The following is a 13168-nucleotide window of genomic DNA, read 5'->3' as shown; positions in this document are numbered from 1 at the left end:
ATAACGGGCGAGCCGGCATATCGGCTCGCCCGTTATTTCTACCTACTCCTCTTTTGATGCCGAGCTTAGCCAAGTGAGCCAAATTGCTGTGCCACCGGCGGTCAATAATGCGGTGAGAAAAGAGATGATGGGTGCATTGCCCGTATTTGGAAGATCCTGCGGAATGGCGCATTTTTGAACAACACGATCTTTATCGTGCGACTCGAGTTTTTCGCCTCCTCCGTTGCGGCAAAGGTCAACACGGGCACTGTTGGCGAGTGCGGTTTGGGGCGTATAGGATGAGGTTGCACACATCCGGATGATTGCTCCGTGTAAATCCGATTTGAGGGCTGCCGCCGCGTCGTCAAGGTCGTCATGCTCGTCTTTAAGCCCATTGCGATTCCAAGAATCGTTGTCGCGCCGGGTCGTAAAGTCTGCGGAAACCGATCCATACTCAAAGCGAATCCCCGTGATAACAGCGTCGTCCGAAAGCGTAAGGTCCTTTACTTCGAGGGTGGAAGACTCCGTGGTCGAGACATCGGCTTTCCAAAGACTCCAGCCATCGTAATCGACAATCCGCACATCCTCGCCCAGCCGCTCTTTGACCTCGGCTGTCTCGAGCCACGGGTTGGTGTGTTCATCGTCAAGTGTGGCGTTGGCCTTTTCCTTTATGCCCAACTTGTCTGCCGGTGACGTTCGATACCAAACATTGCAGAGCCCGTTTAAGTCGCCGACGGCGATTGGGGTTTTAATGGCGACAAGTTTGGCCGTGCCGTCTTTGGCACATTCGAGATCGTCGGTGACGGTGAACTCGTCGACCCAGGTGCTCGATTCGTTTTGAGCGTCGATGGTGTAGGAATAGGAGCCCTTACTGTCGGGTTGCGTCGCCGCCCGGTTTTTACCGTCGCCGTTCGCTACTGTTCCCTTTGCGGTTGGCCGCGCGATTTCTTGTTGCTTGTCGACGCTCCCCTTAATCTCAATCGGTGTATCCGTCATGGTTACGGCCTGGATCTTCCCCGTATCCTCGACTTCAAAGGATACGTCTTCAGCGAGGTCATAGGAGCGCGGGGACATTGTTTCGCGTAGGGTATAAGAACCGGGTTCAAGGTGCTCCACGCGATGGGGCTGCTCGGATGATATCCAAGAATCAATTTCTGTTCCATCGGCGTCGCATAAGACCAGTCGGGCGCCTTTAACTTCATGCTTGCCTGTCATATCGACCTTGGAGAAATCGACCTTGGTGTAATCATTAGACAATTCGATCTGCGACTCGACCACGGGGACCTTCTGGTCGATATAAGCAAGCTCAACGATATGTGCTGTCCGATCAAGTAGATAGCCGTCGGGAGACTGGGTTTCAACGACTTCGTATCGTGCCGTTCCGCAACCCAGCGAAAGGTTGTCTACGCGAGCTTTACCCTGTTCATCAGTTGTGACGGCGGCAACGGCTTCACCGGCAAGGGCGGCAATGTGGCCATCGGGACAAACGATATCGTCGGCAGCGCGAATTTCAAACTTGGCACCAGATAGGGCACTGCCGTCTACTGCGTCAGCCTTCACGATCTCGATGCTTCCGGTTGCCGCGCTGTTGAAATACGAGACGGCGGCGATAGGTGTGAGATCTGCATCGGCAGGAATCGTCACCTTCAGTTCGTCGCCCACAAGGTAGGGCGCTTTGGCTGCGACTTCTCGTACGTAATATGTGCCCGGCTTGAGCGATTCTGGCAACGTGACGGTGCCGGTCTCATTGGTGGTAAAGGTGTTCATAACGTTGTGCGTCGGATACCAGCATGTTTGAGAGATGGGTTCACGGTTGCTGTTGAGCAGCTGAAAACTAAAGCCGGCAAGGGGGACGGAAGCTCCCGTCTGGGCATCGCGTTTGATGATTTGGAGATGTGTCGAAAGGGTGTGATTGTCCACTATGTACTGAAGCTTGGCTCCGTCGGCGATTTGCTCGGGCGCGATGGTCCAATCTTCTGCCCGCTTGAAGCCTGCGGGAACAGTTTCCGGGACCTCGTGAACGGTATACCCCTCACGATCGTAGGGGATGGCTCCGTGGACGCCGTCCGGTCGTGTGCCCGCGCCAAACCAGGCCTTGGGCTGGTCTTTGGTGGATGCGAAGCCATAGATATTTGTCGTCAATGTGCCTACGACCTGCTTAGAGCTGTTGCTGACGATTTCAAAGACGACGCCTTCCGCTGGCTGTTCTAATCCCGATTGCTCGCCGTTCCCGTAATCCTTGAACTTGGAAATCTCGAGGTCAAACGCAACATGAGTATTGGGGATGCGGCGTTCGAGCTCAACGACGCCCGTGTCGTTTAGTTGATTGGGGCCGACCGTATAGGTCCAGCTGTCATGGGGGAGCAGGTAGCCCTCTGGTGCTTTCGATTCGTAGAGGGTAAAGGTTCCCAGGGGAATGCCGCTTAAGGTCGCCTGGCCATCGCCTTCGGTCGTGAAGGTACGCGTCCACCCAGGGGTAGATTGCGAGACACAGGTAAATTCGGCTTTGGCGAGCGAGGTTCCCGCCTGCGCTCCGGCATTCGTGGCGGCATCGGTTTTAACGACACGCAGCGTGATAGAACCTGGCTGCTCGTTGATTGTGACATGTCCGCCGCTCTTTCCGGTGGTAAAGGCAATGCGATCGCGTCGGGACAGATAGCCTGTCGGCGCTTTGGTTTCGATTAGGTAGTATGCCGTGTTGGGCAAAAGTGTTGCCCGTGCACGACCGTTGCCGTCCATTTTGATGCTGCCGACGTGTTTGTCTGTGTTTTCCTCAAAGATGTTAAACGTCGCCCCACCTAACTGATACGTATCGTTCTCGCTGGTAATGACAGTGTCTGCAGATCTTTTCTCAAAGGATACGTTGATGGTGGGCAAAACGTAGAGCATATCCTGGTGCCGGCCTTCGTTAGAGACGGGTCCGTGATAGCGTCTGGCGCGATGCGGGTCGGCCTTAATATTTCCGGCTTTTGCGTTGTCGTAGAGCCAGCGCGCCGCCGCGACAACCTCGGCGTCTTGATCGAACTTGCCGCTTTTGGCAACGCCGGCGTTGTTTGTATACGCAAAAGAGCCATCGGGGCGCGTGGTTCCTTTGAGCATCCACACGGCAATCTGGGTTGCGGCGCGGGCGCGTTCGGCCGTTAGGTTATGGCCGCCAAATGATGTGGCGGAGGGGTATCCATGGCAGATGACGGCGGCAAACTCGTTGTCGAGCCATGTCCAACCCTGATTGTAGGTCCGCCAGGGTCCTCCTGGGCTGCTGGGGCCGGGGCAGTCTTGGTTCATGCAGTAAGAAATCGAGGTGTCTTGTGCCTCGTACTTGCCAATGCCAAACGGTCCGCACATATCGCTGATGGTGCGAAAACTAAGCGTATCGTTTCCATCGACGGCGCAGGCGGTACCAGGCGTGGCGCAGGCTAGAAACAACAAGAGGAATAGGAGCAGCGGTGCTGTTGCGATTGCGCTGTGGACAGAGTGCGTGGGTGCATTGGACATGGCTGCTCCTTATCCTTTGTGCGCCGCGCTGGGAGATTGCGGCGCGTGGGATGAGATTAGCGCCGGGGGTCATACGGGTAAGTACCGCGAGCTGACCAAGAACTTGCCAAGTTCCCAACAAATGGAGACCGGTTTTAGATAATCAAACAAAAGAGCAGGTAGAAGACGGTGTAAAACAGGTTACTCGAGTCCCTGTTTTCGCAATTCGAGCAACAAGAAGATGATTTTCCATGCGTAAAACAAGGGTTAGCGCCCTTGTATCAAACAAGACAACCGCGTTATACTATCCCCCACATATGCGGGCATCGCCAAGTGGTAAGGCATCAGCTTCCCAAGCTGACACTCGCGGGTTCGAGTCCCGTTGCCCGCTCCAGTTAAAAGTACAAGCACGGCACCATCACGGTGTCGTGCTTTTTTCAATAAAGCGCCGGGACTCGAACCCGACAGGGTGTGAGCGTTAAGCAAACGCGAAGCGTTTGTAGCGAGCAGGTGAAGGCGCCGACAGGCGCCTGAAGCCGGTGCGGATTTGCGAAGCAAATGCGCGGATGTCCCGTTGCCCGCTCCAGTTAAAAGTACAAGCACGGCACCATCACGGTGTCGTGCTTTTTTCAATAAAGTGCCGGGACTCGAACCCGACAGGGTGTGAACGTTAGGCAAATGGCAAAATGTTAGGTTAATACCTGCTGCCTATACTTGCACCTGCGCACGGTACAATGGTTGAGTTACGACCAACGTGCCAATAACCAAAAAGGAGCCGCCATGATCGATCGCTATACCCGCCCGGAGATGGGACGCATCTTCTCCCTCGAGAACAAGTACGCCATTTGGCAGGAGATTGAGGTTCTGGCCTGCGAGGCCCAGGCGGAGCTCGGCAAGATCGGTATTTCTAAAGAAGAAGCTCAGTGGATCCGCGACCACGCCAACTTTGAGAAGGCGAAGGTCGACGAGATCGAAGAAGTCACGCGCCATGACGTCATTGCCTTCCTGACCAATATGAAGGAGTATATCGACGCCGATGTTCCCGAGGGCGAGCCTAAACCCAGCCGTTGGGTTCACTATGGCATGACCAGCTCTGACTTGGGCGATACGGCCCTGTGCTATCAGCTCACCCAGGCCTGCGACCTAATTATCGAGGACGTCAAGAAACTCGGCGAGATCTGCAAACGTCGCGCTTTCGAGGAGCGTAACACGCTCTGCGCCGGTCGCACTCACGGCATCCACGCCGAGCCTATGACCTTTGGTATGAAGTTTGGCTCTTGGGCCTGGGAGCTCAAGCGCGATCTGGATCGCCTTGAGGACGCTCGCAAGAACGTCGCCTTCGGTGCCATCTCGGGTGCCGTTGGCACCTACAGCTCCATCGAGCCGTTTGTCGAGGAGTATGTCTGCGAGCACCTGGGTTTGGTTCACGACCCGCTGTCCACGCAGGTTATCAGCCGCGACCATCATGCCTACCTCGCTGGCGTCCTCGCCACCACGGCGGCCACCTGCGAGCGTATCGCTACCGAGGTTCGCAATCTGCAGAAGACCGATACACTCGAGGCCGAGGAGCCGTTCCGCAAGGGTCAAAAGGGCAGCTCCGCCATGCCGCACAAGCGTAACCCCATCACCATGGAGAAGGTCTGCGGCCTGTCGCGCGTCGTGAAGTCCAACGCCCAGGTCGCCTTCGACAACGTCGCCCTGTGGCATGAGCGTGACATTTCGCACTCTTCTGCCGAGCGCGTCGCCCAGGCCGATAGCTTTATCGCACTTGACCACATGTTCCAGTGCCTTATCCGCGTTATCGATGGCCTCCAGCTGTATCCGGCTCGCATGATGGCCAACCTCAACAAGACCCGCGGTCTCATCTTCTCCTCCAAGGTTCTGCTGGCCCTCGTCGATACGGGCATTACCCGTGAGGACGCCTACGCAATCGTGCAGGAAAACGCCATGGCGACCTGGCATGAGGTGCAGGACTGTGTTTCCGGCCCCACCTTCAAGGAGCGCCTCGAGGCCGATCCGCGCTGCACCGTCAGCCAGGAGAAGCTCGACGAGATCTTTGATCCGTGGGACTTCCTCACCCGCATCGATACGGTCTTCGATCGTCTGGAGCAGCTGAGCTTCGAGTAGGTTCGGGCATAACGTTAGCTTTTTAGGGCGCTTTGCTGGTAATGTGTGTTGCCGGTAAAGCGCCTCGTTGCATTTATGGAAAGACGGGGATAATAGTCGTCTCGAATGACATTCTGAGAAGGAGATCGCATGATTTCGTTTGATTACAAGCCCCAGGGCGTGTGTACTCGCAATATTCACCTCAATCTTTCCGATGACGGCAGCAAAGTACTGGGCGTTGAGTTTACCGGCGGCTGCAACGGCAACCTCAAGGCCATCTCTAAATTGGTCGAAGGTGTTTCTTCCGATCGTGTGATTGAGGTGTTGGCCGGCAATACGTGCGGCACGAAAAAGACCTCCTGTGCCGACCAGCTTACGCGTGCCATCGAGGCCGCGCGTGCCGAGATTGCCTAATGAGTATTTTTGATCGCGTTAAGAATGGGGTAACGCGCCGAGGATTTGTGTTGGGTGGTGCTGCCGCGAGTGCTGCCACGCTGCTTGCGGGGTGCTCGAAAAAAACGGGCACCAGCGATGATGCTGCCGGTGAGCCGCAGGTTATCAAAGATGATTCCAAGATCGTCTCGATTACCGAAGAGTATGAGGCCGTCGACATTGATCTTAAGCCGACGGCGTCGTGGACGTTGCCATTGGGGACGCTGCTGTACTACTGCGATGGAGGTTACGCTGCGGCGATGATGGCGCCCGCATCTGCGCTGCATGCCAACACGCTTGGCGTGTTCAACATGGGGGACGGCTCACTCACCACGTTGATTGACGATCCTGTCGAGGGTTCCGGTTATGCGTTTTACGACGTTCGCGCCACCGATAGCGTGTTTGCGTGGGTTGAGATGAACTACGCGAATTCGTCGTGGAAGCTCTATGCGCAAACCCTGTCGGGCGCGGCGCTTACTGGTAATGCCGTTGAGCTTGATCGCGGCGGTGAGGACTACGACCCTCCGCTGTTTACCGCCTTTGACTCGTCGGTCATCTGGTACAAGATGCCTTCGACCGGTGGCAATAAGACCGGCAGCGATTCATATTGCTACCGCCGTTCGCTCGATGAATCTAAAGCGGAGGCAATCTGGAAGTCGACAGGCCGCTTTGCGTCTGCACCGCGCGTGAGCGATGGCATCCTGACTATCTCACCCCGCGTGCGCAATGACGAGGGCGTCTACTACGGCATGACGGCGATCGACCTGACGGACGGCAACAATACCAAGAGGGCTCAGCTGGTCCTTCCTTCGTCGGTGTCACCTTTCGAGGCCGTATATATGGGCGATACGTTTGTGTTCTCCATTGAGGCGACCTATGCCGGCGTGGGCGGCCTGGGCAATATGGGTACCTACATTGGTAACGAGGGCGGCCCGTATCAATTTCTATCGCGCGAACCGCTCGCGTGCGCCGCCGGCAGGAAGGGCAAATATCTGGTTAAGGTTCAGGCATCGCATTTTCTGATCGATACCTCCGCTAAAACCTATGGTTCGCTGCTGTCGCCCGACCGCGCTCTCGAATATGGCGACTATCCAGCTACGGCGGGAAAATCGAATACGTTTTTAACCTATGCCACGGTGCGTAATAGCCAAGGAATTCCCGAGACGGTTACCGCTCGCCTGTTCTCTCTTTAGCGCCGAGGGGTTAAAAAGGCGCCAACGGGGGAATAAGCCCATTGTAACCGTGAGTACCGCCCGCCGAGCTGTCGCGCCCATGCGATGCCCGGTGGGCTCAGGTGCGTTAAAATGGGCTTGTTCTTAGCTAATTGAGACAGGGGGGCCGTGTTATGGCTTCAGATGCAAAAAAGATTCTGCTGGTCGAGGACGAGAAGGCGATCCGTGACGCTGTCGCTGCCTATCTCGAGCGCGAGGGCTACTGGGTTGTTGGCGTTGGCGATGGCCAGTCTGCGATCGAGGAGTTCGAGAAGCACCAGTTCGACCTGGTTGTGCTCGACCTTATGCTCCCCAAGATCCCCGGCGAGCGCGTTTGCCGCACTATCCGCGATACCTCGGATGTGCCCATCATCATGCTTACCGCCAAGGGCGAGATCGAGGATCGCATCATCGGCCTCGAGCTTGGTGCCGACGACTACCTGATCAAGCCGTTCTCGCCGCGCGAGCTCGTCGCCCGCGTTCGCGCCCTGTTCCGTCGTGCTCACCAGGCAGACGAGCCCGCCGTTGAGGTACTCGACTTTGGCGATCTGGTCATCGATATCTCGGGCCACAAGATCTTGGTCGAGGGCAAGGAAGTTGATTTGACCGCTTCCGAGTTTAAGCTGCTTACCACGCTTGCTCGCCATCCCGGTCGCGTCTATAACCGTATGGAGCTGGTCGAGAAGGTGCTCGGCTACGACTTTGAGGGCTACGAGCGCACCATCGACAGCCACGTGAAGAACCTTCGCGCCAAGCTGGGCGACGACCCCAAGAAGCCTAAGTGGCTCTATACCGTTCACGGCGTCGGTTATCGCTTCGAGGCTCCGGCCAAGACCGATAAGTCGGACGAGAAATAGGTAAATCACATATGACACCTGCGCGCTTTGAAATCGGACAAAAGCACAAGCAGGAGAACGAGGCGGGTTCCAAGGCAAGTTGGAACACGCCTCGTTCCGATTCACGGCCGGCGATGAGCTATCCCTCGCGTATGGCTTTGGCTTTTGCCCTGACATCGCTCATGACGGTATTGGTGCTGGTGGGCGTTGTCTCCGTTGTGTGGGGCACCGTCTTTTCGGATTACACGCGCTCCAATATCGTCGAGATCGCCAATTCTGCTGCCGAAAAGCTTGCGACGTCGTATGAGGAAAACGGCAATTGGACTGCGGGCGAGCTGCGCACGGTCGCGACATCGAGCTTGGTGTCCGACGACCTGGGTATGCAGGTCGTCAACAAAAAGGGCGTTGTCGTTTATGACGACTCATGGCCTTCGGCAAGTGCGACCGCCGATGTGCGCGAGAGCGAATTGCCGTCGAGCAGCTCGAGCGGTAAAAAGGCCTCGCATAGCCCGGTCTCGTCAGCGCCCACCGACTCCGATAGCGTTGCCAACGTCGAAATCGTTACGTCCTCTGGCGAGCATGTCGGACAGGTAAAGCTATGGGCTATCGGCTCCGACGCTCTGCTCACTAAGGCAGATTCTGCGTTTAGGGAGAAGACCTTTAACGCCATGGCTCTTGCCGCGGTTGTTGCAATCTGCATCTCGGTCGTTATCGGATCGCTCGTGTCGCGCATGCTTACCAAGCCGATTCATCGTATTACGAGCACAGCCAAGCAAATTCGCGACGGCGATCTGTCTGCTCGTACGGGCTTGCGCGGCGATGACGAAATCGACCAGCTGGGTGAGACCTTTGACGAGATGGCCACCTCACTCGAGAAAGATATGAAGCACGAAAAGCGCCTGACCTCGGATGTCGCACACGAGCTTCGTACACCGCTCATGGCCATGCTTGCAACGGTCGAGGCCATGCAAGATGGCGTGTATCCCACCGACGACGAGCATCTGGAGACGGTCGCTTCCGAGACGCGTCGCCTGGCTCGTTTGGTGCAGCAGATGCTCGACCTATCGCGTATGGAAAACAGCACGGCTCCGCTCAATCTCGAACCGGTGGACATGGTTCCGTTCGTGCGATCGATTGTGAACGGCCAGGAGCGTCTGTTTGCCGACCGTGACCTTCGCCTTCGCTTTGCAGATGAAACCCAGGGGCACGACGATGTCGTCGAGGCCGATCCCGACATGATCACGCAATGCGTCATCAACCTCATGAGCAACGCCATGCGCTACACCCCCGAGGGCGGTTGGGTCGTAGTGTCGGTGCTCAGTGACCGCAAGCATGTCAGTATTGCCGTTTCGGATACCGGTATCGGTATTGCCAAGGACGATCTGTCGCGTATCTTCGGACGATTTTGGCGCGCCGATGCCAGCCGCGCCCGCGAAGCTGGCGGCCTGGGCGTCGGCCTCGCCGTAACTAAACAGATCGTCGAGCGTCACCATGGCTACATATCCGTGGAGTCGGAGCTTGGAAAGGGTACGACTTTTACGATTCATCTGCCCCGCGAGCACACGGCGGACGCGGCATCTACTACAATGGAGCACTAGCTTTTCGCTATTCGGTGAAGGAGGGGCCGCGTCCCTGCCGCTCCGAGTTTGCGAAAACGTGCGGGAAAGAACCCGCATTTCTATCGTATTTAGGTAAGGAGTGACTCACGTGACAACGATGGAGCGTCGTCCGGATTCCCGTGGCAAGGTTCGTGATATCTACGATGCCGGCGAAAACCTGTTGATGGTCGCCACCGATCGCATTTCTGCGTTCGACTTTATTCTTCCCGACGAAATTCCGTTTAAGGGAGAGGTGCTCAACCGTATCTCGGCGTTCTGGTTCGACAAGTTTGCCGATATCGTCCCCAATCACCTCGTCTCCATCGATCCGGCGGATTTCCCCAAGGAGTTTGCCGAGTATCGTGACTATCTCGCAGGCCGCGCCATGCTGGTTAAGAAGGCCCAGACGATTCCTATCGAGTGCATCGTCCGCGGCTATCTGACCGGTTCGGGCAAGAAGACCTACGACGAGAACGGCACCGTCTGCGGCATCCAGCTGCCTGAGGGCCTGACCGAGGCCTCCAAGCTCCCCGAGCCGCTGTTCACCCCGTCCACGAAGGCCGAGATCGGTGATCACGACGAGAATATCTCGTTTGAGCGTTGCTGCGAGATCGTTGGCGAGGACATCGCCACGCAGATCCGAGATCTGTCTCTTAAGATCTACAAAGCTGCCGCCGAGTATGCAGCGACCCGTGGCATCATCATTGCCGACACCAAGTTTGAGTTTGGTGTCATCGATGGCAAGGTCACGCTGATCGACGAGTGCCTCACGCCCGACTCCAGCCGTTTCTGGCCTGCCGCCAGCTACGAGGAGGGTAAGATTCAGCCTAGCTACGACAAGCAATTCGTCCGCAATTGGCTCAAGGCCAACTGGGATATGACGGGGGAGACCCCGCATCTGCCCGCCGAGGTCATCGATGGCACGTCCGAGCGCTATCGCGAGGCCTTCCAGATCATCACGGGCTCCCAGTTTACAAGCATGAAGGAGAACGCGTAAGTGAGTACCCGCAGCGCCACGAACAAGCGCACGCAATCCCACGAGGTTACCGGGGTTGCGCGCAAGTCCGCCGCATCCGCCAAGCCAGCTCGTCAGGCAGCGAGTTCTGTTCGCGTCGTGCCGGCATCATCCAAGGCACGCCGCAAGGAGCTCGAGAAGGGCGAGAGCCTCGAGGGCCTCTCTAAAGAGGAGAAGCGCGCCCGCAAGGCTAAGCGGCGCGCCAAGGAGGACCGCATCTACACGGTGTCGAGTATCCTTCTCAAGCAGGATGAGGACTACACCAAGCGCCGCCGCATCTGGTGGGCCGTGCTTACTATCGGCATGGTGCTCGTCGTGGCCATTTGGTCTTCGCTGTACTTCGCTCCCGCTGGCATGGTGTCCAGCCCCGTCCAGATGGCCGGCATTGTTTTGTCCTACATCGTCATTCTGGGTGACTTCATCTACGACTTCGTGCGCATCCGTCCCTTGCGTAATATGTATCGCGCGCAGGCCGAGGGCATGTCCGATAACAAGCTCAACGCTATTATCGAGCGCTCGGCTGCCAAAGAGGACAAGAAGGCCTCCAAGAAGAAGTAGTAGCGTTACAACCTATAGATATCGCTAAGATATAAGGCGCGTCGTTTTTTGCGGTGCGCCTTTTTACTGTCCTGTAGATAGATGGAGTGGCACATGATTCGAGCTGCCCTGACGGTCGAAGAGGCTCTGGAGGGTATGAAGTCCCTGGAGCCCAAGATTAACAATTATGCGCGTCTCGTTGTCCGCAAGGGCGTCAACGTTAAGCCCGGTCAGGAGGTCGTCGTTCAGTCTCCCGTCGAGTGCGCGTCATTTGCGCGCGTGGTGGTTGCGGAGGCTTATGACGCCGGTGCCGGTCACGTGACGGTCATCTGGGCTGACGATGCCGTGACGAGGCTTACCTACGAGCATGTCGAGAAAAGCTATTTTGAGCAGACTCCCGAGTGGAAGCGCATGCAGCTGGATTCGTTTGCCCAGGACGGAGCCTGCTTTATCTTTATTGAGGGCACGGACCCTGCTGCCCTCAAGGGTATCGATCCCGCTAAGCCTGCCGCAGCTTCTAAGGCGAGGAACATGCAGTGCAAGGTCTTCCGCCGTGGACTGGACTACAACATTAACCCGTGGTGCATCGCCGGCGCTCCGGTCGCTGCTTGGGCGCGCGAGGTATTCCCGGGAGACGCCGATGAGGTTGCAGTCTATAAGCTGTGGAATGCGATTCTGCACACCGCTCGTGCTGATGGCCAGGACCCGGAGAGCGACTGGGAGCTCCATGACGCCACATTCGAAAAGAACCTGCGCTTCCTAAACGATAATCAATTTGATTGCCTGCACTACACCGCTTCGAATGGAACTGATCTGACGATTGGAATGACGAAAGGCCATGAGTGGGCCGGCGGCAAGGGAAAAACTCCCGACGGTCACCCTTTCTTCCCCAACATTCCCACCGAGGAGGTCTTCACCTCGCCCGATCGTATGCGCGCCGACGGCATCGTGTACTCGGCTATGCCGCTCATTCACCACGGCAATAAGGTTGACGATTTTTGGATTAAGTTCGAGAACGGCCGCGTAGTGGACTATGACGCTCGCGTGGGTAAGGCAACGCTTGCGAGCATTATTGAAACCGATGAAGGTGCTGCTCATCTGGGCGAGGTCGCGCTTATTTCCAAGAACACACCGATTCGTGAAAGCGGCATTCTGTTCTACGACACACTCTATGACGAGAACGCCAGCTGTCACCTTGCGTTGGGTGTCGGTTTTCCCGAGTGCATCGAAAGCGGGTATGACATGTCCAAAGAGGAACTTCTGGAGCATGGCGTCAACGTTTCGAGCACGCACGTTGACTTTATGATTGGCACGGACGACATCGATATTACGGGCATTACACCTGATGGACGTGAAATTGTGATTTTCCAGAACGGCCAATGGAGTTGGGAATAGTCTTAGACCGTGGTACAATGCCATCCGCGGGCCGTTAGCTCAGCTGGCAGAGCAGGGGACTTTTAATCCCAAGGTCCAGGGTTCGAACCCCTGACGGCCCACCATAGAATAGAAAAGCGACTGGCGGATGCCGGCCGCTTTTTTGTTGCCGGTGCACGGGTTCGAACCCGATCTTCTCTATATATAAGGACGCCTGGCGGCCAAAACCAGCCTTTTACCGACAGGAAACCAAAACCAGATGCCGTTAGAGTAAAGTAGCGCACCAGAGATGACCGATACCTCAACACCTATAAACCAGCTGGTCATCGCCAATACCGGAAGCCGATGCTTCAGATATGACTTCAGTGGAACAGCTGAAGGATTGGTTCGTTTGTGAACAAAATATGGAGTGCGGGATTCCCGCCCCGCGGGCCCCTCCGGTCTGGCAATATATCTCCTTGCCGCGCGGCCCGGTCGGACCGGATTGACCGCGAGGGCGTGCACCTTGAGAACCGGATACTGCGAGGATGGACACACCAGATGTGTCGCATCCGGGCAGACATCGAACCATTTGAAATGGTCTGACTTGGATTCGTTTTTCGCAAG

General features: G+C 56.6%; 10 protein-coding genes and 2 tRNA genes. 10 read left to right on the top strand and 2 right to left on the bottom strand.

The window, feature by feature from the left end:
• Positions 1 to 42 precede the first annotated feature (42 nt).
• Entirely contained in the window at positions 43 to 3474 is a 3432-nt protein-coding gene (locus ACTQ0H_RS07595; RefSeq protein WP_441538598.1) for a SpaA isopeptide-forming pilin-related protein, read from the bottom strand.
• A 298-nt stretch (positions 3475 to 3772) separates the two neighbouring features.
• Here ACTQ0H_RS07595 and ACTQ0H_RS07590 point away from each other — a divergent pair.
• The 10 genes from ACTQ0H_RS07590 to ACTQ0H_RS07545 all read left to right on the top strand — a co-directional run bounded on the left by ACTQ0H_RS07590 (position 3773) and on the right by ACTQ0H_RS07545 (position 12687).
• A tRNA-Gly gene (locus ACTQ0H_RS07590) sits at positions 3773 to 3847 on the top strand.
• 386 nt (positions 3848 to 4233) lie between these two features.
• Positions 4234 to 5580, top strand: coding sequence for an adenylosuccinate lyase (gene purB / locus ACTQ0H_RS07585; RefSeq protein ID WP_441538600.1), 1347 nt, complete (start codon positions 4234 to 4236; stop codon positions 5578 to 5580).
• Positions 5581 to 5709: 129 nt separating this feature from the next.
• Positions 5710 to 5973 (top strand): TIGR03905 family TSCPD domain-containing protein, encoded by a 264-nt coding sequence (locus tag ACTQ0H_RS07580; RefSeq protein WP_427717875.1) that lies wholly within the window; start codon positions 5710 to 5712, stop codon positions 5971 to 5973.
• Positions 5973 to 7184, top strand: a complete 1212-nt coding sequence (locus ACTQ0H_RS07575; protein ID WP_427748135.1) for a hypothetical protein — start codon at positions 5973 to 5975, stop codon at positions 7182 to 7184. Before ACTQ0H_RS07580 ends, ACTQ0H_RS07575 begins: the two co-directional genes overlap by 1 nt.
• 152 nt (positions 7185 to 7336) lie before the next feature.
• Entirely contained in the window at positions 7337 to 8059 is a 723-nt protein-coding gene (locus ACTQ0H_RS07570; protein ID WP_006236208.1) for a response regulator transcription factor, read from the top strand.
• Between the two features lie 11 nt (positions 8060 to 8070).
• Complete coding sequence (locus ACTQ0H_RS07565) at positions 8071 to 9636, top strand: sensor histidine kinase (protein ID WP_154516828.1); 1566 nt, start codon at positions 8071 to 8073, stop codon at positions 9634 to 9636.
• Positions 9637 to 9754: 118 nt separating this feature from the next.
• A complete protein-coding gene (locus ACTQ0H_RS07560) occupies positions 9755 to 10633 on the top strand; it encodes a phosphoribosylaminoimidazolesuccinocarboxamide synthase (protein WP_154516897.1) in 879 nt (292 codons plus the stop codon).
• Complete coding sequence (locus ACTQ0H_RS07555; protein ID WP_427717870.1) at positions 10634 to 11209, top strand: hypothetical protein; 576 nt, start codon at positions 10634 to 10636, stop codon at positions 11207 to 11209.
• A gap of 93 nt (positions 11210 to 11302) precedes the next feature.
• Positions 11303 to 12583: an aminopeptidase gene (locus ACTQ0H_RS07550; RefSeq protein WP_441538602.1), complete on the top strand. Its 1281-nt coding sequence runs from the start codon at positions 11303 to 11305 to the stop codon at positions 12581 to 12583.
• A 28-nt stretch (positions 12584 to 12611) separates the two neighbouring features.
• Positions 12612 to 12687 (top strand) — tRNA-Lys (locus tag ACTQ0H_RS07545).
• 73 nt (positions 12688 to 12760) lie between these two features.
• Here the strand turns inward: ACTQ0H_RS07545 and ACTQ0H_RS07540 are convergent.
• Positions 12761 to 13168: hypothetical protein (locus ACTQ0H_RS07540; RefSeq protein WP_441538604.1), on the bottom strand; the 408-nt coding region annotated here is incomplete at its 5' end.

The sequence above is a fragment of the Collinsella sp. LCP21S3_A3 genome (genome assembly GCF_052118905.1).
GTDB lineage: Bacteria > Actinomycetota > Coriobacteriia > Coriobacteriales > Coriobacteriaceae > Collinsella.
Note: the sequence above shows the minus strand (reverse complement) of the source record. Positions and strands in the feature narration are given on the sequence as shown.